The sequence below is a fragment of the Blastococcus sp. SYSU D01042 genome (assembly GCF_054050515.1).
The window spans coordinates 181,647-203,944 of the sequence record NZ_JBJGZM010000003.1; the positions used below are offsets into that span (position 1 = coordinate 181,647).

Below are 22,298 nucleotides of genomic sequence, written 5' to 3' on the forward strand. Positions count from 1 at the left end.
CGGGTTGTGCCGGTCGATGAGCACGACCGGGATCGTCGTCCTCGCCGTGGCGCTCGCCGTCACGGCGATCGCGGCGTGGTGGTCGAGGACGCGCGACGGGGCCGTGCGCCCCGCGCGGGAGGGAGGCGAGGTGCCGGTGGCCTCCGCAGCGTTCCAGCGGCTCGGCGTGCGCCCGGCCGACGCCGACCTCACCGTCGTCCAGTTCTCCACCGCGTTCTGTGGTCCCTGCCGCGCGACCAAGGCCCGGCTGGCGCAGCTGCAGACCACCCGGCCGGGGCTGGCCGTGGTGCAGGTCGACGCCGAGAGCCACCTCGACGAGGTCCGGGAGCTCGACGTCCGCCGCACGCCCACGCTGTTCTACTTGGACCGGTCCGGAGCCCTCGTCGGGCGCAGCAGCGGCGCCCCGCGGCCGGACGAGCTGCTCGCCCTGGTGGACGCCCATGCTGGGGTCTCCCGGTGATCAGCTACCCTCGCGCCGTGGGCATCCTGCTGACCTCGCGCCGCACAGTCGACCTGTGCCGCGTCGGCAGCTGCCTGTGTCCGACCTCCTGAGGTCGGCACCCGACCGACCAGACGCGCCCCGTCCGCCGTCCGAAGGTCCTCTCCCGCAATGACCGCACCCCCCGCGCAGATCGACGTGCGCGCGCCCCGCTTCGCCGCGGCGCTCACCTCCGTCGTCCTCGCCGTCGCGCTGCTCACCGGCAGCGGCTGGCTGGTCGCCGCCCAGGCGCTGGTCTTCGCCGTCGGCGCGGCGGCGGGCCTACGGGTCGCGCCGTACGGCCTGCTCTTCCGCGTGCTCGTCGCGCCGCGGCTGGGGCCGGTCCGCGAGCGCGAACCGGAGGCGCCGCCGCGCTTCGCCCAGCTCGTCGGCCTGCTGTTCACCGTCGCCGGCGCCGCCGGCTACCTGCTCGGCGCCCCCCTGCTCGGCGCCGTCGCCACCGGGCTCGCGCTCGTGGCGGCCCTGCTCAACGCGGCCACCGGCTTCTGCCTGGGCTGCGAGCTGTACCTGATCGCCCGGCGGGCGCTGCCCGCCCGCACCGCCTGACCGCCCACCGACCACCGCACGACCGACCACAGGGAGCTACCCATGAGCCGCAACGACGTGCTCGTCACCGTCGACTGGGTCCAGGAGAACCTGGGCCAGCCCGGCATCGTCCTCGTCGAGGTCGACGAGGACACCAGCGCCTACGACGGCGGCCACATCGAGGGCGCCGTCAAGCTGGACTGGAAGCAGGACCTGCAGGACCCGCTGCGCCGCGACTACCTGGACAAGAGCGCGTTCGAGGCGCTGCTGTCCTCCCGCGGCATCGGCAACGACGACACCGTGGTGCTCTACGGCGGTAACAACAACTGGTTCGCCGCCTACGCGTACTGGTACTTCAAGATCTACGGCCACCGCGACGTCAAGCTGATGGACGGCGGCCGCAAGAAGTGGGAGCTCGACGGGCGCCCGCTGTCCAAGGACGCCGTCGAGCGTCCCGCCACGCAGTACTCGGCGAGCGAGCCGGACCTGTCCATCCGCGCCTTCCGCGACGAGGTCGTGGCCGCGATCGGCAGCAAGAACCTGGTCGACGTGCGCTCCCCCGACGAGTTCTCCGGCAAGATCCTCGCCCCGGCGCACCTCCCGCAGGAGCAGTCGCAGCGGGCCGGCCACGTGCCCACGGCCATCAACATCCCGTGGAGCAAGGCCGCCAACGAGGACGGCACCTTCAAGTCCGACGAGCAGCTGACCGCCCTCTACGGCGAGCAGGGCTTCGACGACAGCAAGGAGACGATCGCCTACTGCCGGATCGGCGAGCGCTCCAGCCACACCTGGTTCGTGCTCAGCGAGCTGCTCGGCAAGAAGAACGTGAAGAACTACGACGGCAGCTGGGTCGAGTACGGCTCGCTCGTCGGCGTCCCGATCGAGAAGTGAGCTGACATGTGCGGAGCCCCGAAGCAGGGCGGTGCCCTCGCCGGCATCGACCTGAGCACCCAGACGGTCATCCAGGGCCAGGTCTGGCACGACGGCGCGCCGGTCGCCGGCGCCTACGTCCGGCTGCTCGACAGCACGGACGAGTTCACCGCCGAGGTGGTCACCAGCCCCGAGGGCGAGTTCCGGTTCTTCGCCGCCCCCGGTACGTGGAAGGTCCGCTCCCTGGCCCCGGTGGGCAAGGGCGAGCGGGTCCTCGACGCCGAGGTCGGCCTGAACGAGACGACCATCGTCATCGACTGACGACCGCCCACGCGGTCCCAGCACGGCAGCGCCCGTCCCGGCTCCGGCCGGGGCGGGCGCTGCGGTGTTCAGTCGATGCCCGGCGGCAGCACGTTGGGGCCGGCCTCGGGCGGCCGGGGGCGGTCCTCCGGGTAGGCGCGCACCGCGACGACGGCGACGTCGTCCTCGCCCGCCCGCGGCACCAGCCGGGTGAGGACCGTGTCCAGGAGCTCCTCGAGCGGGGTGCGGCCGACGTCGCGCAGCGCCTCCTGGAGCCGGGCCATGCCCTCGTCCAGGTCGGATCCGCGCCGCTCGACCAGTCCGTCGGTGACCAGCAGCAGGGTCTGGTCGGAGTCGAGCTCCACGACGTGGTCCTGCCGGGGCGCGGCGGGATCGACGCCGAGCATCAGGTCCGCCCGGGTGCCGAGCACCCGTGAGCTGCCGTCGGGGAGGAGCAGCACCGGGGGCACGTGTCCGGCGTTGCTCCAGCGCACGAGCCGGCGGCCGGTCACGGGCACGTCGGGGTGCCGCTCGATGCGGGCGAGGATCGCGGTGGCGAGGGTGGACACCGCCAGCCCCTGGGCGGTCCGGTCGACGCGCTGCAGCGTCGCCGCCGGTGTCTCGTCGTTGTCGTAGGCCAGTGCCCGCAGCACGCCGCGGAGCTGCCCCATCGCGGCGGCGGCGTCGCTCCCGTGCCCCACGACGTCGCCGATCGCCAGCATCGTCGCGCCGTCGGGCTGGAGGAAGGCGTCGTACCAGTCGCCGCCGACCTGGGCCTGGTGGCCGGCGGGCAGGTACCGGACGGCGACGTGCAGGTGGTCGGGCTCGGGCGGCGGGGTGAGCAGCGCCTGCTGCAGCCGGTCGGAGAGCGTCCGCGAGGCGGCCGCCTCGACGGCCAGCCTGTCCAGCTCGCTCGCCTGCGCCGCGGCCGCCCGCCGCTCGGTGAGGTCGCGGAACGAGACGATGGCGCCGGTCACCGCACCGTCCTCCACGGTGGGGACGGCGACCAGCTCGACGGGCACCGGGCTGCCGTCGCTGCGCCAGAACACCTCGTCGTCGGCGACCACGGTCCGGCCGGTGCGCAGGGCGCGGTGGACCGGGCACTCCTCGCGGGGGTACGGCGAGCCGTCGGCGCGGCGGGCGTGGATGAGCGCGTGCTGGTCCGCGCCCTTCTGCTGGGACGGCGGGTAGCCGGTGATGCGGACGGCGGAGGGGTTCACGAACTCCACCCGGCCCTGGGCGTCGAGGCCGTAGATGCCGTCGGCCACGTTGGCCAGCACCCACTCGTAACGGCCGAGCGCGCGTGCGAGCTCCTCCTCGGGCGTCCGCACGTGCACCTCCGCTCCTCGGGGCGGCCGGCCGACCGGCCTCTCGTCCGTCGATCCTCCCCGCGTCGGCGCCTCCGGAAACGGGTGACCGCGGTCGCTGGAGGAGGCGGTCAGAGCCCGAGGAGCGAGGCCAGCTCGCCGGCGGCGCGGTCGAAGTAGCGGTCGCCGTCCTCCACCGAGCCGACGTAGTGGCCGAACAGCTCGAAGCTGATCGTGCCGAACAGCGAGCTCCAGGCGAGCAGGGCGCGCACCCGCACGGTGTCGTCGATCGCCGGGTGGTCGCCGCCGAGCACGGCCGCCGTCTCCTCGCTGACCAGCGTCGCGTCCCGCTCCCCGGTCGTCGCCGGGAGGGCGCCGGACCGGGCGGCGTCGCCGAGGACCCGGCCCAGCACGACGCCGACCCGCGCCGCGGCCGGCACGGTGTCCGGGGGTGCCGCGTAGCCGGGGACGGGGGAGCCGTAGAGGAGCGCGTACTCGTGCGGGTGGGCCAGCGCCCACGACCGGACGGCGCGGCAGACCGCCAGCCACCGGGTCCTCGGCTCGGCGCCGGGGGTGTCGGCCGCCTCCGCGGCCGCGCCGAGGGCGTCGTATCCGTCGATGATCAGCCGGGTCAGCAGCTCGTCGCGGCTCGGGAAGTACCGGTACACCGCCGAGGAGACCAGGCCCACCTCGCGGGCCACCGCGCGCAGCGACAACCCGGCCGCGCCGACCTCGGCCAGCTGGCGGCGGGCGGCGTCGGTGATCTCCGCGGTGAGCTCGGCGCGGACGCGTTCCCGGGCGGTGGGCACGGGTCGATGATGCACCGGCGAGATCACCGTTCGCAAGAGAGAGCACCGCTCTTGACAGGCCGTCCCTGCCGGTGGAGCATCGCTCGCAGCCGAGAGCGCCGCTCTCGCCAGGGATCCGGGAGCGAGAGTCATGGGACTGCACGTCATCGTCGGCAAGGGGCCGGTCGGCACGACGACCGCCGAGGAACTCGTCGTCCGCGGCCACCGCGTCCGGGTGCTGTCCCGCAGCGGCGGGCGGTCCACGGACACCGTGGAGCACCGGCAGGTGGACGCCGCGGACGCCGAGGCGCTGACCGCGGCCGCGTCGGGGGCCGACGTCCTCTACAACGCGGTGAACCCGGCCTACCACCGGTGGGCGACCGCCTGGCCGCCCGTCGCCGCGGCGCTGCTGACCGCGGCGGAGCGCAGCGGCGCCGTCCTGGTGACGATGGGCAACCTGTACGGCTACGGGCGCCCGACCGGCCCGATGTCGCCGGGCTCCCCGCTCGCGGCCACCGACGTCAAGGGCCGGGTGCGCAACCGGATGTGGGCCGAGGCCCGCGCCGCGCACGCGGCCGGGCGGGTGCGGGTCACCGAGGCGCGCGCCGCGGACTTCGTCGGACCGCAGGTGCCGGCCGCCCAGTCCCACCTGGTGCGCCAGCTGCCGGCCCTGCGCGCCGGACGCCGCGCATGGGTCGTCGGCGATCCGGACGTGCGCCGCAGCTGGGCCTACCTCCCCGACGTCGCCGCGACGCTGGCCACCCTGGGCACCGACGAGCGCGCACTGGGTGCCGCGTGGCACGTGCCGACGACCGCGCCCCGCTCGCAGCGCCAGGCGCTGGCCGACCTGGCCGCCGCAGCCGGGGCCCCGGCGCCGCGGGTCACCAGCATCCCGTGGCCGGTGCTGCGTGCCGCGGGCGTGGCCGTCCCGATGATGCGCGAGGTGGTCGCCGTCCGGCACCAGTTCGACCAGGAGTACGTCTCCGACGCGAGTGCGACGACCGCCGCCTTCGGGCTGACGGCCACGCCGTGGGACGAGGTCGTGCGGGCCACCGCCGCCGCCGTCCCGGTCGCCGCCTGAGCCGCCGCGGCACCGGGCGGGGCCGGTGGCGGCCGGCGTCACTACCGTGAGGCCCATGCTTTCTGCCTGGGTCATGGTCACCCTGGCGGCGCTGGCCGCGCTGTCCTGCGGCTACGGCGCCGTGCGGCTGTCCCGCCGTCCCCCGGCGGGCCGGCGGTGAGCGCGCCGACCGAGCTGCCCGTCCCCGACACCGTCGACGTCCGCAGCGGTCCGGAGGTCTCCGACCAGCTGCTGTCGGTGCTGCCGCTGCTGGGGGAGTGGCACGGCGAAGGCCAGGCTGCGGGGTCGGGCGGCGACCACCGGTTCGGCCAGTGGATCCGCTTCGCCCACGACGGCCGCGGCTTCCTCGCCTACGACTCGCGCACCTGGCGGCTGACCGACGACGGGAAGGTCGTCGGCCCGGACGTCCGCGAGACCGGTTTCTGGCGGCCCCGCGGTGACGGCGACGACGTCGAGCTGCTGGTCGCCGGCGCGGACGGGCTGCTGGAGATCTACGTCGGCGCCGCCCGGACGACGACCAGCTGGGAGCTCGCCACCGACGTCGTGGCCCGCACGCCGGACGCCCCCGAGGTGACCCGCGCGGTGCGGCTCTACGGCATCGTCGAGGGCGCGCTGATGTACGCCGTCGACCGCGCCGTGGGCGACGCCCCGCTGAGGCCCACCATGTCCGCCCGGCTGGAGAGGCTCCGATGACCGCGCCCGCAACGCCCCGCCAGGTCGCCGACGCCTACGTCGCCGCAGCCGCCGAGCTCGACCCGATCCTGGCCACCCAGCTCGGCGTGCGCCCCGGCGACGACCGGTTGCCCGACCTCTCCCCGGAGGGTCTGGAGGCCGAGGTCGCCCTGGTGCGCGGCACGCTCGCCGAGCTCGACCGCGTGCTGGCCGAGGACCCCTCTCTCGACGACGACCCGGTCGAGCGGCGCTGCGCCCGGCTGCTGCGCGAACGGCTCACCGCCGAGCTGGACGCGCACTGGGCGGGGGAGGGCTTCCGGTCGCTGAACATCCTGTTCTCGCCGGTCCACTCGGTCCGCCAGGTCTTCAGCCTCATGCCGACGGCGACCGACGAGGACTGGGGGGTGATCGCCCGCCGCATCGCCCGCGTGCCCGAGGCCTACCGCGGCTACCGCGAGACCCTCGAGGAGGCGGTGCGCCGCGACCTGCTGGTCGCCCCGCGCCAGGTGCGCACCGTCGTCGAGCAGCTCGACGAGTGGATGGCCGGCCCGTACTTCACCTCGTTCGTGGCCTCGGGGCCCGAGGCGCTGCAGCCGGAGCTGCTCGAGGCCGCCGCGGCGGCCGACGCCGCCGTCGCGGAGATCCGCGACCACCTGCGCGACGAGTACGGACCGCGGACCGAGGACGTGCCCGACGCCGTCGGCCGCGAGCGGTACGCCATGGCGGTGCGCCGCTGGACCGGCTCGGACCTCGGCCCCGATCGGGGGCTCGAGGAGGCCTACGCCTGGGGCTGGGGCGAGCACAAGCGGATCCTGTCCGAGCAGCGGATCGAGGCCGACCGCGTCCAGGCCGGCGCGACGCCGATGGAGGCCATGCGGCTGCTGGCGACCAGCGGCCCGGCCGTCGAGGGCGTCGAGGAGATCCGGGTCCGGCTGCAGGCGATGATGGACGAGGCGATCGCCGAGCTGGACGGCACGCACTTCGACCTCGCCGAGCCGCTGCGCCGGGTCGAGGCGATGATCGCCCCGCCCGGCAGCGCCGCGGCGCCGTACTACACCAGGCCCTCGCAGGACTTCTCCCGGCCCGGCCGCACCTGGCTGCCGACGCTGGGCCGCACCCGCTTCCCGCTCTGGGACCTCGTCTCGATCTGGTACCACGAGGGCGTCCCGGGCCACCACCTCCAGCTCGCGCAGTGGGCGCACGTCGCTGGGGAGCTGTCGACCTACCAGACGTCGGTGGGTTCGGTCGGCGCCAACGTCGAGGGCTGGGCGCTCTACGCCGAGCGGTTCATGGACGAGCTCGGTTACTTCGCCGACCCCGGCACCCGGCTGGGCTTCCTCGACGCCCAGCAGCTGCGCTCGGTGCGGGTGGTCATCGACATCGGCATGCACCTGCAGCTGCCGATCCCGGACGACGCCGAGGGTGCGCTGGCCGAGCACCGCGGGCAGCCGTGGACGCCGGACCTCGCGCGGGCCTTCCTGGGCGAGAACTCCGGCGCCGCGATCGCGTTCCTCGACAGCGAGCTGGTCCGCTACCTGGGCATCCCCGGGCAGGCGATCAGCTACAAGCTGGGCGAGCGGGCCTGGCTGGCCGGCCGGGAGAAGGCGCGGCAGGCGCGCGGCGACGCGTTCGACCTCAAGGCGTGGCACATGGCCGCGCTGTCCCAGGGCTCGCTGGGGCTGGACGACCTGGAGGCCGAGCTCGCGCAGCTGTAGGGGCCGTCCTCAGCGGCTGTCGGGCCGGGGGTTGACGGTGTCGGCGGCCAGGGAGACCGGGTCCTCCGGCCGGGCCGGCAGGGCCTCGACGCCCGGGGTGGCCAGCACCTGCTCGATGCACGCCGCGCTGCCGCCCACGTAGGTGCTGGTCAGATCGATGTCGGTGACCACGCACCAGGCCCGGTCGGCCGGCCACCACAGGTTGGCGCTCTGCTCGTGCGGCTCGGGCGCGAGGTTGCGGACGGCGTCGGCGACGGTGCCGCGGACCAGCACGACGTCGTGGTTGCCGCGCAGCAGCAGGCGGGGCGGCGTCGCCGGGTCGGGGAGGTCGTAGCCGAAGCCGTCCCAGCGCCCGAACACGCAGTCCTGCGGAGCGGTGGTGTGCCGGGCGAGGACGCGGGCCAGCCGCTCGGCCACCGCGACGGGGAGGTGGCCCTCGGCGGGGCCGTCGTCCCACAGGTCGGCCTGGTCCTCGGAGGGCTGGGCGTCCCAGCTCCCGGTGATCGTGTGCCACTGCATGAGCCGGTGGACGCGGGTGCCGTTGTGCGCGGCCACCTCGGCCCAGCTGACCTCGACGTCGTCGTCCCCGGCGTAGCGCACGGCGGGGTGGAACACCCGCGCGCAGGCCTCGAAGCCGGAGGGGAGCAGGGCGGCGAGGGTGCCCGGCTCGCCGCGGCGGCGGGCCGTGGAGATCCAGACCCCGCAGGAGACGTCGGTCTCGACCGGCAGGTCGCCCAGCTGCATGAAGGGGAAAGTACCCGGAGAACGGACAACCCCCGGGCTGCTCCGCTGCGCTTCCTCAGGAGGAGCTGCACGCGGGCCGACTGGACAACGGTCGGCGGCCCGGGGGTCGGGTGACTGTCCGGTTCTCGCTCGCCGCCGTACGACGGACGGGCGATCTGCCGTCGTTCAGACTGTCGTCTGAACGGGCGGCCCATCTGGACGGCGGCTAGCGGACAGCCACCTCACGAGTCCTGTAGCTCTGCAAAGTTACGGACCACCTCCTCTCTCGTGTACGACGACGGTACGTCCGCCGCGAGAGCCTCGGCAACCAGAAAAGTCAGCTGTCGGCGAACGGCGTCGCCGGCCGGCCGGGAGGGGGCGTCCCCCGCCAGTCCGGCTCGTGCTCGGCGTCGTCGTCGACCGTCGGCCAGGGGGCGGGGCCGATGTCCTCGGGGGCTTCGTAGACGTCGGGGATGCCGTCGGCGTCGACGTCCACCCGCTCCTGCGCGGCGATCTCCCGGTAGCGGCGGTTGCGCAGCCGCAGGATGACCGCGGCCAACGCCGCCGCGATCACCGTCCCGGCCAGGATGCCGACCTTCGCGTGGTCGTAGCTCTCGCTCTCGGCGCCGTAGGCGAGCTCGGTGATCAGCAGCGAGACGGTGAAACCCATGCCGCCGAGCAGGGCGAGACCGATGACGTCCGGCCAGCCCAGGTTCTCGTCGAGCTGCGCGCGCGTGAAGCGGGAGACCAGCCACGTGGCGCCGGTGATGCCGATCGCCTTGCCGGCGACCAGGCCCACCATGATGCCGATCGCGATGCTGTCGCCCAGGGACTCGCCGAGACCGGACAGGCCGCCGATCGCGACCCCCGCGGAGAAGAAGGCGAAGATGGGGACCGCGACGCCCGCCGAGATCGGCCGGATCCGGTGCTCGAAGTGCTCGGCGAGGCCCGGGCCGGCGTCCGGTCCGCCGGCCGCCTGGCTGCGGACCACCGGCACCGTGAAGGCCAGGAGCACGCCGGCGACCGTGGCGTGCACCCCGGACTCGTGCATGAGCACCCAGGTGAGCGCCGCGAGCGGCAGCAGCAGCCACCAGGAGCGGATCCGCTTCTGCACCAGGAAGCCGAAGAGCGCCAGCGGCAGCAGTGACAGCAGCAGGGCGGGGACGTCCAGCGCGGCGGTGTAGAAGATCGCGATGATCGTGATGGCCAGCAGGTCGTCGACGACGGCCAGGGTCAGCAGGAACGTGCGGAGCGCTGTCGGCAGGTGGGTGCTGATCACCGCCAGCACGGCCAGGGCGAAGGCGATGTCCGTGGCGGACGGGATGGCCCAGCCCTGCAGCGCGCCCTCGCGGCCGCCGAGGTTGAACAGCACGAAGAACAGGGCGGGCACCGCCATCCCGCCGACGGCGGCGGCGATCGGCAGCGCCGCGCGCCGCGGTTCGCGGAGGTCCCCGGCGACGAACTCGCGCTTGAGCTCGAGCCCGGCCACGAAGAAGAAGATGGCCAGCAGGCCGTCGGCGGCCCAGGTGCCCAGCGTCAGGTCCAGGTGCAGGGATGCCGGTCCGACGCGGGTGTCCCGCAGCGACTCGTAGGTCCCGGCCCACGGCGAGTTCGCCCACACCAGCGCGATCAGCGCGGCGACCAGCAGCAGCGCGCCGCCGACGGTCTCGCGGCGCAGGACGCGGGTGATGCGCTGCGCCTCGGGCCACGAGCCGCGGCCGAAGAGCTTGGCGGGGGCGGTGCTGGACACGGGGGCGGCTCCAGGAGAAGGGGTCGATGGAAGACGTTGCCGACCAGACTTCCCGGCGCACCGGGGCCCAGGCTACCGGGCGAGCAGCTCCCGCACGCGGGTCGTCAGACCCGCGTCGCCGCGGCGGACGCCGTCGAGGGTGTGCACCGGCGCCGCGCCGCGCACGCCCGAGAGCAGCCAGACGGCGTCGGCGGCGTGCAGGTCCGCGACGGTCCCGCGGGTCCGCGCCGTCGGCCGGCCCTCGGCACCGGCGCGCTCGAACAGCCGGGCCACGGTCGTCCCGGGGAGGATCCCGGTCTCCGTCGGTGGGGTGTGCAGGACGCCGCCGGCCGCCCAGACGACGGTGGAGGTCGGCCCCTCCAGCAGCTGGCCCTCCAGCGACGTCAGGACGACGTCGTCGGCCCCGAGCCGGTGCGCGTGCCGGTAGGCGGCCATGTTGACCGCGTAGGAGAGCGTCTTCGCCCCGCCCAGCAGCCACGGCGCCTGCGCGCGGAAGTCGGCCGGCACGCCGAGGGAGAGGGTGACCACCGAGATGCCGGTGTCGCGCTGGCGGACCGTCTCGGCGGGGACCGGCGCCAGCAGGGCCAGGGCGGTCGGCGGCGCGCCCTCGCCCTGCCCGCGGGTGAGGAGCAGCCGGATCACGCCCTCCGTGCCGGCCGGCCACCCGTCGAGGACCGCGCCGACCAGCGCACGCCACACGTCGTCCCCGGGGTGCGGGATCTCCAGGAGCTCCGCCGAGCGCACCAGCCGCGCCAGGTGCGCGGGCAGGTGCGGCGTCCTCCCGTCGACCACCGCCACCGACTCGAAGGCGCCGTCCCCCCGCACCAGGCCCTGGTCGAACGCGGTCACGACGGGCTCGTCCGCGGGGACGGCGACGGCCGCGCCGTCCCGCCAGACCGCGACGCTGCGCTGATCGATCACAGGCCCAGCCTGCCCGACGGCGGGCATAGGGTCGCGCCATGGGGCACGAGGCGCACGGGACCGGTGGCGGCGCCGGGGCGGCCGCTCCGCTGGCCGAGCGGCTGCGGGCCCGCGGCCTGCGGCTGACCCCGCAGCGCCGCCGGGTGCTGGCGGCCGTGGAGACCCTCGAGCACGCGACGCCGGAGGCGATCGGGGCGCGGCTGCGCGAGGAGGCCGGGCCCGGCGGCTCGGCGCCCGACGCCTCCACGGTCTACCGGAACCTGGAGCTGCTCGAGCGGCTCGGCCTGGTCTGGCACACCCACCTGGGCAAGGGCGCGCCGGTCTACCACGCCTCCGAGCACCCGCACCTGCACGTCGTGTGCGCCAGCTGCGGCGAGATCTCCTCGGTCGCCCCCGACCTGCTGGACAGCGCGGCGGAACGTCTGGCCGCCGATCTGGGTTTCACGGTCGACGTGGGGCACGTCGCCTTGTCGGGGACCTGCCGCGCGTGCCGCGAACGAGCATCGGAGATCCCATGAGTTCCACACTGCTGTCCCGCCCGGGCGCCGTCGCCGTCGAGGAGCCGGCGGACGCCGCCTTCGCGGTGGCCGCCCACTACGGCGACCCGCTGCGCGAGCAGCGCCTCCTCGCCGAGGGCGCGGGGCTGGTGGACCGCAGCGACCGGGACGTGCTCGCCGTCCCCGGCGCCGACCGGCTCTCCTGGCTGCACAGCCTGACCAGCCAGCACCTCGACCGGCTGGCCGACGCCACCGGCAGCGAGGCGCTGGTGCTCTCGCCGCAGGGCCACGTCGAGCACCACCTCGTCATCGCCGAGACCGGCGGCACGACGTGGGCCGACGTCGAGCCGGGCACCGGCGCGGCGCTGCACGCCTTCCTCGAGAAGATGCGCTTCATGCTGCGGGTCGAGCCGCAGCTGCTCACCGAGCAGTGGGCGGTGCTCTCGGTGGTCGGGCCCCGGGCGCTCGACGTGCTCGCCGCGGCGGGGTTCTCCGCCCCGGCCGCCGAGCACGCCGTCGAGCCGCTGCCCGACGGCGGCTTCGCCCACCGGATGCGCCCGATCGGCGACGGCGGGGCGCTCGTGGTGGACCTCGTCGTCCCGCGCCCGGCGGTCGACGGCGTCGCCGACCGGCTGCTCGCCGCCGGTGCGCGGCTGGCCGGCGTGCAGGCCTACGAGGCGCTGCGGGTGGAGGCCCGCCGCCCGCGGCTGGGGGTGGACAGCGACCACCGCACGATCCCCAACGAGCTCGAGTGGCTGACCAGCGCCGTCCACCTGGACAAGGGCTGCTACCGCGGGCAGGAGACCGTCGCGCGGGTGCACAACCTGGGCCGGCCGCCGCGCCGGCTGGTGCTGCTGCACCTCGACGGCATCAGCGAGGACCTGCCCGCGCCCGGGGCGCCGGTGCTGGCCGGCGCACGCGAGGTGGGCCGGGTCGGCACCGTCGTCCGGCACCACGAGCTGGGGGTCATCGCCCTGGCGCTGGTGAAGCAGTCGGTGGCCCAGGACGCGGCGCTGACCGTGGGCGGCTCGTCGGCCGCCATCGACCCCGACGACGCCGTCCAGGACATCGACGACACCCGGGCGGCGGCGCGCGACCGGATCCGCGCCGTCCGGTCTGCGACGATGCCGAGGGCGTGACGGACGACGTCCGCCGATCCGCGCCGCGAGGAGAACCCGTGACCACGAAGACCAGTCCCGCCGGGGGCCCCGCCGTCGACGCGCTGCTGGACCCCGCGTTCCTCGAGGACGCGACCCGGCGGTCGATGTCGGAGGTGCGCGCCCTGCGCCGCCAGGCCGAGCAGGAGGAGGTCAACCTCTCCTACACGCGGCGGCTGCTGCAGGGCCGGCTGGACATCGTGCGCCGCGAGCTGCAGCGCCGGGCCGAGCACGACGGCCGGTCGCTGGTCGAGCTGCTCCCGGAGATCCTCGCGGAGAAGGGCCGCGGCCCCGCGCACGGGCTGGGCCGCCACCAGACCGTGCAGCCGGCCAACCCGGACGCCTACGAGTCATGGGTCAACGCGCTGACCCCGGGCGTGGACCTCTCCGCCATCACCGAGCTCGGCGACGCCGAGCTGGAGAAGGGTGCGCGCGCCCTCGCCGAGGCCGAGGTGGGCCTCTCGGAGCGGCGGCGCGGCGTCCAGCAGGTCATGGACGCCCTCGCCGGCGAGCTCGGCCGCCGCTACCGCGACGGCGAGGCCGACGTGGCCGCCCTGCTGGCCGACGAAGGACGCTGATGGGCGACGCGGCGTCGCCCTGGCCCGACAACCCGGTCCTGGTCGAGGTCGAGCGGTCGGGCTTCCTGGAGTCGGTGCACCGCGGCTCGCTGGTCGTGCTGGACGCCGACGGCGGGGTGCTGCTCGCGGCCGGCGCCGTCGACCGGCCGACGCTGCCGCGGTCGTCGAACAAGCCCGTGCAGGCCACGGCGCTGCTGGCTGCCGGGTGGACGCCGCGGAGCGCGGCCGAGCTGGCCATCGCCGGTGGCTCGCACAACGGGGAGGACGGCCACCGGGCGCTGGCCGCGTCCGTGCTGGAGTCCGCCGGGCTCGACCCCGAGCACCTCGGCTGCCCGCCGGCGCTGCCGCTGCACGAGGCCACCCGGGCGGCCTGGGTGGCCGAGGGCCGCGCGCCGGAGCGGCTCGCGATGAACTGCTCGGGCAAGCACGCGGCGATGCTCGCCGCCTGCGTCGCGGCGGGCTGGCCGGTCGAGGGCTACCTGGACCGCGACCACCCGCTGCAGCAGGCCATCGAGGCGCGGCTGGGCGAGGCGGCCGGCGAGCCGGTGGCCGCCGTCGTCGTCGACGGGTGCGGCGCCCCGCAGCACGCGCTCTCGCCGGCCGGCCTGGCCCGCGGCGTCCTGTCGCTCGTGCAGGCCGCGCCCGGCTCGCCGGAGCGGTCGGTCGCCGACGCCATGCGGGCCGAGCCGTGGTTCGTGGCCGGGACCGGCCGCGAGGACACCGACCTGATGCGCGCGGTCCCGGACCTGCTGGTGAAGGGCGGTGCCGACGGCGTGCACGTGGCCGCCCTGCCGGGCGCCGGCGCCGTGGCCCTCAAGCTCGACGACGGTGGCGACCGCGGGCGGATGCCGGCGCTGGCGGCGGGGCTGCGCCGGCTGGGCGTGCCCGCCGAGGTGCTCGCACCGTGGTCGCAGCCACCCGTCTCCGGGGGCACCGGCACCGTGGGCAGCGTGCGCGCGGCGCCGTCGATCGCCCCCTGACCGGCGCGGACGAGGTGTGACGAGACCCACGGCCGGGTGCTAGCAGCTCTGCTTGCAGGAGCTAGCAGGCCGACCTAGGCTCAGACACGTGCAGACACCGGGAGAGTTCGTCCGCGAGCAGGTGAGCACGGTCCGCTCGACGGTGGACCGGGTCGCCGGCAGCGTGGCGGAGTCGGTCGCGGAGGCCAGGAGCACGTCGGCGAGCAACGTCACCGCCGTCGGCTCGCAGGTCGGGGACTTCATCCGCGAGCAGCGCAGCGCCGCCCAGGTGTCCCTGCGTGAGCTGGCGCGCACCGCCGGCGTCAGCAACCCCTACCTGTCCCAGGTGGAGCGAGGCCTCCGCAAGCCGTCTGCGGAGATCCTCGCGTCGATCGCCCGGGGCCTGAAGATCTCCGCCGAGACGCTCTACGAGCAGGCGGGGATCCTCGACCGGCGGTCCGGGAACCCGGACACCGTGGCGGCGATCCGCTCGGACGAGGCGCTGTCCGAACGGCACAAGGCCGTGCTGCTGGAGCTCTACGAGACCTACGTCCGCGAGCACCGCGCCGCAGGCGCCGACCCGGCGCACCCGGCCGCACCCCCGAACCCCACCACCCCCGCGAAGGAGTCGGCATGACCCCCACCCAGACCGTGAAGCAGTACGGCGAGCTCGCCGCGGCCCAGGGCCGGACCCTGGCCGAGCAGGCCCGCACCCCGATCCTCGCCGTCGTCGGCGCCGGTGACCTGGCCGTCGAGCGGGTCAAGGTCGTGCTCGACCAGGTCCGCACCCGCGCCGAGGCGCTGCCCGGCGAGGCCCAGGTCCAGGCCGACCTCGCCGTCAAGGAGGCCCGCACCCGCGCCACCGAGGCCGCCGGGACCGCGCGCACCACGGCGCAGCAGCTGGCCGGCGTCGTCCGCCCCGAGGTGCTGCGCAGCACCGTCGCCGACCTGGTCGAGACCGCCCGCACCCAGGCCACCGCCACCGTCGGCAGCCTGGCCGAGCGCGGTGCCGAGGTCGTCGAGGACCTGCGCCGCCAGCCCGGCTTCCGCCGGGTCGTCCGCCGCGCGGAGAGCGCCGTGGACGCCGTCGAGGACGCTCTCGAGGACGTCCTCGAGGACGCCGCCGAGGCCGTCACCGAGGCCTCGAACGAGGTGACCTCGGTCGCGCAGAAGACCGCCGCCAAGGCCGAGAAGATCGCCGCGAAGGCGGAGGCCTCGGTCGAGGAGGCCGCGGACGCCGCCAAGGACGGGCTCGAGGACGCCGTCGAGGCCCCGAAGCCGGCCGCCAAGAAGCCGGCCGCCAAGAAGAGCGGCGCCGCCGGCACGACCAGCCGGGCCAAGCGCAACGGCTGACGCACCACCCCACGGACCAGGGCCCCGGAGCTGCGCGAGCGCTCCGGGGCCCTGTCGCGTCCGCGGGTACGCTCGCGGCCATGGCGGAGTTCGACGGACTGCTGTTCGGCACCCTCTACTGGGTCGCCCAGGGGCTGACCCTGTGGGCGTTCGTCGACGCGCTCGTCCGCCCGGCGCCGCACTTCGTCGCCATGGGCAAGCTGACCAAGCCGGCCTGGGCGGCGATCACCGGCATCTCGGCCGCCGTCGTCTTCCTGTTCGGGGCGATGAGCTTCCTGGGGTTGCCGGCGCTCATCGCCGCCATCGTCTACCTGGTCGACGTCCGGCCGGCCGTGCGCGGCCTGCGCCGCGGCAACGGCTGGTAGCCACCGACCGGTCGCTCAGCGACCGAAGACACCCGCGGGCGGTTCGGGGGAGGGCTGCGCCCCGTCGTCGGTGACCGGTGCCGTCCGGCCGGCGAAGCGCTCGAGGTCCGCTCCGTCGACCACCCGTGCGGGCATGGGGTCGCGGGCGCACGCCCGGCTGAGGTCGGCCAGCGGCAGCTCGCCGGCGGTGGCGACGGCGACCAGGTTGCCGAACCGCCGGCCGCGCATCGTGCCGGGCTCGGCGAGCAGGCACACGGAGCCGAAGACCGCGCGCAGCGTCGCCACCTGGCCGCGCGCGAACCGCAGCGGTGGCCCGTCGGCGACGTTCGCCACGTAGGTACCGCCGGGGCGCAGCACGCGGGCGACCTCGCGGGCGAACTCGACGGTGGTGAGGTGGGCCGGCGTCCGCGCGCCGGCGAAGACGTCGGTGACGACGACGTCGGCGCTGCGCGGGTGCAGCGTGGTCAGCGCGGCGCGGGCGTCGTCGGCCCGCACCCGGACGCGGGCGTTCCTCGGCAGGGGGAGGAACTCCCGCACCAGATCGGTGAGCGGCTGGTCGATCTCCACGACGCGCTGCCGCGAGCCCGGTCGGGTGGTGGCCACGTACCGCGGCAGCGTCAGCGCGCCGCCGCCGAGGTGGACGACGTCCAGCGGCGCCCCGGGCGGGGCGGCGAGGTCGAGCACGTGCCCCATCCGGCGGACGTACTCGAACTCCAGGTGGGCGGGGTCCTCGAGGTCGACGTGCGACTGGGGGGTGCCGTCCACCATGAGCACCCAGGAGCCGTCGCGGTCGGCGTCGGCCAGCAGCTCGGCGGTGCCGCCGGCCACCTCGACCGGGCCGGGCGGTGTGCGCATCAGCCCCGCGACGCCGTGGCCGCCGCCAGCAGCGCGTCCTCGCGCTCGGCGGGCAGGTCGACGGCCAGCGGCGGCTCGCCCCGCCCGCGGTCCCAGGCGACGACGTCGGCGGCGGTCTGCTCGAGCGGCGTGGCGGTCAGCCCGACGGCGCGGGCCAGGGCGGCGCTGCGCCGCATGCCGACGTCGGAGCGGGGCTTCGGCAGGACCAGCGGCGGGACCGTGCCGGCCAGGGCGGGGTCGACGGGCACCACCCGGACCGTCGCGCCGGTGCCCCGGGCGCACGCCTCCACCAGCCCCGCCATCGTGACCGGCTCCGCCGGGCCCACGGCGTTGTAGGTGCCGGGCCGGTCGTCGTGCAGCAGGGTCACCACCAGGCGCGCGAGGTCCCGGCTGTCGACCACCTGGACCGGCTGGTCCGGCCGGGCGGGCAGCGGGACCGTGCCACCGCGGGCCGCCCGCCGGGCCCACCAGGTGAACCGGTCCGTCGGGTCGTGCGGGCCGGCCACGATGCCCGGCCGGACGATGGTCGCCCGGTCGCCGTAGCGCGCCGCCGCCTCGTCCTCGCAGGCCACCTTGAGCGGCCCGTACGTGCGCGCGGTGACCTCCTCGGTGCCGGTCTCGGCCGGCAACCGGGGCGCGGTCTCGTCCACGAGGCCCTCGACGCCCTCCGAACCGGAGAAGTCGTAGACCGAGCCGGTGGAGATGAACAGGTACCGGCCGGTCGACCCGGCCAGCGCGTCGGCCGCCTGGGCCACGTGCCGCGGGACGTAGCCGCTCACGTCGAGCACGGCGTCCCAGTCGCCGCCCTGCAGGGCCGCGTAGTCCCCGCTCTCGCGGTCGCCCACGAGCCGGGCGACGTCCGGGAACAGGTCGGTGCCGGTGCGGCCGCGGCTGAACAGCGTCAGCTCGTCCCCGCGGGCGAGCGCCTCCTCGACCAGCGCGCGACCGACGAACGACGTGCCGCCCAGCACCAGGATCCTCACCGGCCGGAGCCTAACCGCGGCCGGTGCGGGCGGCCGGGGGCAGATAGGGTCCGCCCGGACGGCGGAGGGTGACCGCCGGCACACCTGGGAGGCACCGTGTCCGCCGAACCGCCCGCACTGCCCGCCGCCGGCCTGGACGCCGCCGACGTCCTCGCCGAGCTGCGGGCCAACCGGCACGACGACGCCGACTGGCGCAACGGCCGCATCTTCGGACTGATCTTCCACCCGGACGACGACGAGCTCGAGGAGCTGCTCGCCGAGGTCAGCCGCGAGTACCTGGCGGAGAACGCGCTCAACCCGGTGCGGTTCCCGAGCCTGGCCCGGCTCGAGCGCGAGTCCGCGGACATGGTGGCCGCCCTGCTGCACGGCACCCCCGGCGCGGGCGGGCTGACCAGCGGCGGCACCGAGTCGATCTTCATGTCGGTGCTGGTCGCGCGGGAGACGGCCCGCACGAAGGGCATCGCCGACCCGGTGCTGGTCACCGCGATCACCGCGCACCCGGCGTTCGCGAAGGCCTGCCACCTGCTCGGCATGCGCCAGGTGCGCGTGCCGGTCGACGCGGGCTACCGGCTCGACGTCGCGGCGATGCGGGAGGCCGTGGGCCCGGAGACCGCGATGGTCGTGGCCAGCGCCCCCTGCTACCCGTACGGCGTCATCGACCCGGTGGCCGACGTCGCGGCGATCGCCCGGGAGGCGGGCGTGCTCTGCCACGTGGACGCCTGCCTGGGCGGGATGGTGCTGCCGTTCTGGGAGCGGCTGGGCGAACCGGTGCCGCCGTGGGACTTCCGGGTCGAGGGCGTCACGAGCATCAGCGCCGACCTGCACAAGTACGGCTACGCGTTCAAGGGCGCCAGCGTCCTGCTGCACCGCGACGTCGCGCAGTACCGGACGCAGTGGTGGTTCGACGACGGCGCCTGGGGTGGGGGGCTGTACGGCTCGCCCACCGCCGCCGGCACCCGGCCCGCGCCGCCGATCGCCGGGGCGTGGGCGGCGATGCGCCACCTCGGCGAGGACGGCTACCTCCGGCAGGCGACCAAGGTGCGCGACGCCACCCGACGGCTCCAGGAGGGCATCGCGGCCATCGACGGCCTGGCGATCACCTCGACGCCGGATCTGTGCGTGTTCCAGTTCGGCAGCGACGTCGTGGACATGGGGGCGGTGGCCGACGCGTTGGCCGAGCGGGGCTGGTACCCCAACCGGCAGCCCGGGGGGCTGCACCTCATGGTGTCGCCGTACCACGTGCGCGTGGCCGACGAGTTCCTCGCCGCGCTCGCCGAGGCGGTCGAGGTGGCGCGCGGCCGGACCTCCGACGCGGGGCCGGCCGTCTACGGCGCCGCCCGCCCCGCCGCGGGGGCCGACGCATGAGCGAGCCCTGGCTGCAGGACGCCTGCGCGCTGGTCGACGCGTTCCGCGCGCGGGAGATCAGCCCGGTCGAGGCGGTGCAGGCGGTGCTCGACGCCGTCGACACCAGCGACCTCAACGCCGTCTGCCACGTCGACGCCGAGAACGCGCTGGCGGCGGCGCGCACGGCCGACGTCTCGCTGCCCTTCGGCGGGGTGCCGTTCGCGGTCAAGGAGCTCGAGCCGGTCGAGGGCTGGCCCTTCGCCCGCGGCAGCAAGCTGCTCGAGGGCACCACCGGGCCGTTCACGACGGTGCACGTGGAGCGCATCCGCGACCGCGGCGGTGCCATCCCCGTCGTCCAGACCACCAGCAGCGAGTTCGGCCTGGTCGGCTACACCGCGACCAAGCTGCGCGGCGCCACCCGCAACCCGTGGGACCCCGAGCGCACCCCGGGCGGGTCCAGCGGCGGGACGGCGGCCGCGGTGGCCGGGGGAGTCGTGCCGATCGGCACCGGCACCGACGGCGGCGGCTCGATCCGGATCCCCGCCGGGTACACCGGGCTGGTCGGCATCAAGACGAGCTTCCGGACCATCCCGTTCGCGCCCATGGCGCAGATCGAGCCGCTGCACTCCACGGTCGGCTGCCTGTCCCGCTCGGTGCGCGACACCGCCCGGTGGCTGGACGTCGCCAACGGTGCGCACCCGCGGGACCCGTTCAGCCTGCCGCGGGTGGAGGGCTTCGAGGCGGGGCTGGGCAGCCACGACCTGGCCGGCCTGCGCGTCGCGGTGCTGCCGGACTTCGGCGGCGCGGTGGTGCACCCCGACGTCGTCGCCGGCATCGAGGAGGCGGCGGCCGCGCTGATCACCGCGGCGGGCATGCGCCGGGTCGACGTCGAGTTCGTCGTCCCCGACATGGCCGCGGTGTGGTCGGGGGCGTCGCTGCCGACCATGTGGCACGGCATGCACGCCTACTGGCCGCAGATCCGCGAGCTGCTGACCGACGAGGTGGCGGCGCTCATGGAGCGCTCGGAGAGCTTCGACATCGCCGCCGCGGCGGCGGTCGACCCGCTGCGCAAGCAGCTCAACGAGTCCTTCGCCGACCTGTTCGAGTCCGTCGACCTGGTGCTGGCCGCGACCAACCCCGACGACGCGTACGCCGCCGAGGGGCCCTCGCCGGTCCGGGTGGGCGACGTCGACGTCGAGGGCGCGGGCAACACCGGCCGGCTGACCATGGGCATGAACATCACCGGCGTGCCGGCGGTGAGCGTGCCGGCCGGGCTCTCGCCGCGCGGGCTGCCGATCGGGATGCAGATCGTCGGGCCGCGGCACAGCGATCCGCTGCTGCTGTCGGTCGCGGCGCAGTGGGAGCGGGAGCGGCCGTGGCCGCTGGTGGCGCCGCCGAGGGCGCGGTGAGGTGGGCGACGGAGACCGTCCCCGGACCTGACGGGCTCGTCTGCAGCGTCGACCGGCTGGCGTCGGAGGCCGGCACCGCCGTGCTGCGCGCCGGCGGGAACGCCGTGGACGCGGCGGTCGCCACCAGCGCCGCCCTGACGGTGACGACCCCCCACATGTGCGGGATGGGCGGCGACCTGATGGCGCTGGTCGCCGGGCCGGGCACCGGGGCGGCCGAGCCGCTGGTCCTGAACGCGTCGGGCCGCGCCGGGAGCGGTGCCGACCCGGACCGGCTGCGGGCCGAGGGGCACCGCGCGATGCCGCCGCTGGGCGACGTCCGCAGCGCGCCGGTGCCCGGGTGCGTGGACGGCTGGCTGGAGCTCCACGGCCGGCTGGGCCGGCTGCCGATCGCCGACGTGCTGGCACCGGCGATCGAGCTGGCCGACGGTGGGTTCCCGACCTCGCCGATGCTCGCCTTCATGCTGCCGAAGCTGGCCGGCGTGACCGGCTGCGACGAGCTGGTGGCGTCCGGCGTCGGGACGGGTGACCACCTCCGGCGGCCCGGGCCCGCGCGCATGCTGCGGGCCATCGTCGCGGAGGGCCGCGACGGCTTCTACGGCGGGGAGTTCGGCGAGCGCCTGCTGGAGGTCGGGGCCGGGGAGTACGCCCCCGAGGACCTGGCCCGGTCGTCGGCGGACTGGGTGACGGCGCTCGGGTTGGACGTCTGGGGTCACCGGGTGTGGACCGTGCCGCCGAACTCGGCCGGCGTGCTCGCGCTGGCCGGTGCCGGGATCGCCGAGCGGGCCGGCCTCGGGGCCGATCCGGACGACGCGGCCTGGGTGCACCTCACGGTGGAGGCGGCGCGCCTGGCCGGGCTCGACCGGACCCGGGGGCTCTTCGACGGTGCCGACGGGACGGAGCTGCTCGACCTCGACCGGCTGGCCGCGCGGGCCGCGAGGGTCGATCCCCGCCGGACGGTGCTGCGGGAGGACCGCTACGCGGGCGGCGGGACCATCTACCTCTGCGCCTCGGACCGCGACGGCATGGGCGTGAGCCTCATCCAGTCCAACGCCAAGGAGTTCGGCTGCCACGTGGCGGTGCCGGGGACCGGGGTGCTCCTGCATAACCGCGGCATCGGGTTCAGCCTGGAGCCCGGGCACCCGGCCGAGTACCGGCCGGGCCGGCGGCCGCCGCACACGCTGGCGCCCACCCTGGTCACCCGGCCCGACGGGTCCCTGCGCGCGCTGCTCGGGACGATGGGCGGGGACTCGCAGACGCAGCTGGTGCTGCAGCTGCTGGCCCGCCTGCTCGTCGCGGGCGAGGACCCGGGAGCGGTGATCGGCGCGCCGCGCTGGGTCCTGGGGAACGAGGACGGCACGGGCTTCAACCTGTGGGAGCGCCCCGCCGGGCACCGCGTCCGGATCGAGGCCGACGCCCCGGCGTCCTGGCGCCCGGGCCTGGAGGAGCGCGGCCACCGGGTCGAGACGGTGCGCCCCGACCCGGCCGCCTTCGGGCACGCGCACCTGATCGACTTCCCGGTCGACGGCCCGCCCCGCGGCGCCGCGGACGCCCGGTCCCTGATCGGCGCGGCCCTCGCCGCCTGACGGCGGGCTCAGTGGCGGTGCGCTGGTGCGGGAGGTTCCCGCGGGATCGCGGCGGACAGGGCGC

24 protein-coding genes are annotated in these 22,298 nt (G+C 75.8%); 17 read left to right on the forward strand and 7 right to left on the reverse strand.

Annotation, left to right across the window (positions count from 1 at the left end; genetic code table 11):
- Nucleotides 1–16 precede the first annotated feature (16 nt).
- The 4 genes from ACI79H_RS07480 (at nt 17) to ACI79H_RS07495 (ending at nt 2,215) form a co-directional block, all read left to right on the forward strand.
- A complete protein-coding gene (locus ACI79H_RS07480) occupies nt 17–460 on the forward strand; it encodes a thioredoxin family protein (protein WP_456553750.1) in 444 nt (147 codons plus the stop codon).
- Between the two features lie 150 nt (nt 461–610).
- Nucleotides 611–1,045, forward strand: coding sequence for a DUF4395 domain-containing protein (locus ACI79H_RS07485; RefSeq protein ID WP_456553751.1), 435 nt, complete (start codon nt 611–613; stop codon nt 1,043–1,045).
- 42 nt (nt 1,046–1,087) lie between these two features.
- Nucleotides 1,088–1,915, forward strand: a complete 828-nt coding sequence (locus ACI79H_RS07490) for a sulfurtransferase (RefSeq protein WP_456553752.1) — start codon at nt 1,088–1,090, stop codon at nt 1,913–1,915.
- Nucleotides 1,916–1,921: 6 nt separating this feature from the next.
- Nucleotides 1,922–2,215 (forward strand): DUF1416 domain-containing protein, encoded by a 294-nt coding sequence (locus tag ACI79H_RS07495; RefSeq protein ID WP_456553753.1) that lies wholly within the window; start codon nt 1,922–1,924, stop codon nt 2,213–2,215.
- A 68-nt stretch (nt 2,216–2,283) separates the two neighbouring features.
- Here the strand turns inward: ACI79H_RS07495 and ACI79H_RS07500 are convergent, their stop codons facing one another.
- Both ACI79H_RS07500 and ACI79H_RS07505 read right to left on the reverse strand, forming a co-directional pair.
- The gene (locus ACI79H_RS07500) at nt 2,284–3,525 is read right to left on the reverse strand and encodes a PP2C family protein-serine/threonine phosphatase (protein ID WP_456553754.1); all 1,242 of its coding nucleotides are present in this window, start codon (nt 3,523–3,525) and stop codon (nt 2,284–2,286) included.
- Between the two features lie 107 nt (nt 3,526–3,632).
- The gene (locus tag ACI79H_RS07505) at nt 3,633–4,310 is read right to left on the reverse strand and encodes a TetR/AcrR family transcriptional regulator (RefSeq protein WP_456553755.1); all 678 of its coding nucleotides are present in this window, start codon (nt 4,308–4,310) and stop codon (nt 3,633–3,635) included.
- Nucleotides 4,311–4,440: 130 nt separating this feature from the next.
- Between ACI79H_RS07505 and ACI79H_RS07510 the strand changes: the two genes are divergently transcribed.
- The 3 genes from ACI79H_RS07510 to ACI79H_RS07520 all read left to right on the forward strand — a co-directional run bounded on the left by ACI79H_RS07510 (nt 4,441) and on the right by ACI79H_RS07520 (nt 7,757).
- Nucleotides 4,441–5,370 carry an NAD-dependent epimerase/dehydratase family protein gene (locus tag ACI79H_RS07510; protein ID WP_456553756.1) on the forward strand — a complete coding sequence of 310 codons (930 nt, stop codon included), beginning with the start codon at nt 4,441–4,443 and terminating at the stop codon, nt 5,368–5,370.
- A gap of 156 nt (nt 5,371–5,526) precedes the next feature.
- A complete protein-coding gene (locus ACI79H_RS07515; RefSeq protein ID WP_456553757.1) occupies nt 5,527–6,063 on the forward strand; it encodes an FABP family protein in 537 nt (178 codons plus the stop codon).
- A complete protein-coding gene (locus ACI79H_RS07520; protein ID WP_456553758.1) occupies nt 6,060–7,757 on the forward strand; it encodes a DUF885 domain-containing protein in 1,698 nt (565 codons plus the stop codon). Before ACI79H_RS07515 ends, ACI79H_RS07520 begins: the two co-directional genes overlap by 4 nt.
- Nucleotides 7,758–7,766: 9 nt before the next feature.
- On the opposite strand, the gene ACI79H_RS07525 is transcribed toward ACI79H_RS07520, so the two are convergent.
- The 3 genes from ACI79H_RS07525 to ACI79H_RS07535 all read right to left on the reverse strand — a co-directional run bounded on the left by ACI79H_RS07525 (nt 7,767) and on the right by ACI79H_RS07535 (nt 11,151).
- A complete protein-coding gene (locus tag ACI79H_RS07525; protein ID WP_456553759.1) occupies nt 7,767–8,501 on the reverse strand; it encodes a hypothetical protein in 735 nt (244 codons plus the stop codon).
- Between the two features lie 316 nt (nt 8,502–8,817).
- Complete coding sequence (nhaA, locus tag ACI79H_RS07530; RefSeq protein ID WP_456553760.1) at nt 8,818–10,230, reverse strand: Na+/H+ antiporter NhaA; 1,413 nt, start codon at nt 10,228–10,230, stop codon at nt 8,818–8,820.
- A 72-nt stretch (nt 10,231–10,302) separates the two neighbouring features.
- On the reverse strand, nt 10,303–11,151 hold the full coding sequence (locus tag ACI79H_RS07535) for an aminotransferase class IV (protein WP_456553761.1): 849 nt from the start codon (nt 11,149–11,151) through the stop codon (nt 10,303–10,305).
- Between the two features lie 38 nt (nt 11,152–11,189).
- On the opposite strand from ACI79H_RS07535, the gene ACI79H_RS07540 reads away from it, so the two are divergent.
- The 7 genes from ACI79H_RS07540 to ACI79H_RS07570 all read left to right on the forward strand — a co-directional run bounded on the left by ACI79H_RS07540 (nt 11,190) and on the right by ACI79H_RS07570 (nt 16,060).
- Complete coding sequence (locus tag ACI79H_RS07540) at nt 11,190–11,669, forward strand: Fur family transcriptional regulator (RefSeq protein WP_456553762.1); 480 nt, start codon at nt 11,190–11,192, stop codon at nt 11,667–11,669.
- Nucleotides 11,666–12,787, forward strand: coding sequence for a CAF17-like 4Fe-4S cluster assembly/insertion protein YgfZ (gene ygfZ / locus ACI79H_RS07545; RefSeq protein ID WP_456553763.1), 1,122 nt, complete (start codon nt 11,666–11,668; stop codon nt 12,785–12,787). The genes ACI79H_RS07540 and ygfZ overlap by 4 nt, the downstream gene beginning before the upstream one ends.
- A gap of 38 nt (nt 12,788–12,825) precedes the next feature.
- Nucleotides 12,826–13,383 (forward strand): RsiG family protein, encoded by a 558-nt coding sequence (locus ACI79H_RS07550; RefSeq protein WP_456553764.1) that lies wholly within the window; start codon nt 12,826–12,828, stop codon nt 13,381–13,383.
- On the forward strand, nt 13,383–14,363 hold the full coding sequence (locus ACI79H_RS07555) for an asparaginase (RefSeq protein WP_456553765.1): 981 nt from the start codon (nt 13,383–13,385) through the stop codon (nt 14,361–14,363). The genes ACI79H_RS07550 and ACI79H_RS07555 overlap by 1 nt, the downstream gene beginning before the upstream one ends.
- Nucleotides 14,364–14,451: 88 nt before the next feature.
- On the forward strand, nt 14,452–14,979 hold the full coding sequence (locus ACI79H_RS07560; protein ID WP_456553766.1) for a helix-turn-helix domain-containing protein: 528 nt from the start codon (nt 14,452–14,454) through the stop codon (nt 14,977–14,979).
- A complete protein-coding gene (locus tag ACI79H_RS07565; RefSeq protein WP_456553767.1) occupies nt 14,976–15,695 on the forward strand; it encodes a hypothetical protein in 720 nt (239 codons plus the stop codon). The genes ACI79H_RS07560 and ACI79H_RS07565 overlap by 4 nt, the downstream gene beginning before the upstream one ends.
- Before the next feature lie 80 nt (nt 15,696–15,775).
- Entirely contained in the window at nt 15,776–16,060 is a 285-nt protein-coding gene (locus ACI79H_RS07570) for a DUF2516 family protein (RefSeq protein WP_456553768.1), read from the forward strand.
- 15 nt (nt 16,061–16,075) lie between these two features.
- Here ACI79H_RS07570 and ACI79H_RS07575 read toward each other — a convergent pair whose 3' ends face one another.
- Both ACI79H_RS07575 and ACI79H_RS07580 read right to left on the reverse strand, forming a co-directional pair.
- Nucleotides 16,076–16,915 carry a spermidine synthase gene (locus tag ACI79H_RS07575; RefSeq protein WP_456553769.1) on the reverse strand — a complete coding sequence of 280 codons (840 nt, stop codon included), beginning with the start codon at nt 16,913–16,915 and terminating at the stop codon, nt 16,076–16,078.
- Entirely contained in the window at nt 16,915–17,898 is a 984-nt protein-coding gene (locus ACI79H_RS07580; RefSeq protein ID WP_456553770.1) for an NAD-dependent epimerase/dehydratase family protein, read from the reverse strand. The genes ACI79H_RS07575 and ACI79H_RS07580 overlap by 1 nt, the downstream gene beginning before the upstream one ends.
- A 96-nt stretch (nt 17,899–17,994) precedes the next feature.
- Here ACI79H_RS07580 and ACI79H_RS07585 point away from each other — a divergent pair, with 96 nt between their 5' ends.
- The 3 genes from ACI79H_RS07585 to ACI79H_RS07595 are packed head-to-tail and all read left to right on the forward strand — an operon-like array spanning nt 17,995 to nt 22,234.
- Complete coding sequence (locus ACI79H_RS07585) at nt 17,995–19,263, forward strand: pyridoxal phosphate-dependent decarboxylase family protein (RefSeq protein WP_456553771.1); 1,269 nt, start codon at nt 17,995–17,997, stop codon at nt 19,261–19,263.
- Complete coding sequence (locus ACI79H_RS07590) at nt 19,260–20,651, forward strand: amidase (RefSeq protein ID WP_456553772.1); 1,392 nt, start codon at nt 19,260–19,262, stop codon at nt 20,649–20,651. Before ACI79H_RS07585 ends, ACI79H_RS07590 begins: the two co-directional genes overlap by 4 nt.
- Nucleotides 20,618–22,234 carry a gamma-glutamyltransferase family protein gene (locus tag ACI79H_RS07595; RefSeq protein WP_456553773.1) on the forward strand — a complete coding sequence of 539 codons (1,617 nt, stop codon included), beginning with the start codon at nt 20,618–20,620 and terminating at the stop codon, nt 22,232–22,234. Before ACI79H_RS07590 ends, ACI79H_RS07595 begins: the two co-directional genes overlap by 34 nt.
- The last annotated feature ends 64 nt before the right edge of the window (nt 22,235–22,298 follow it).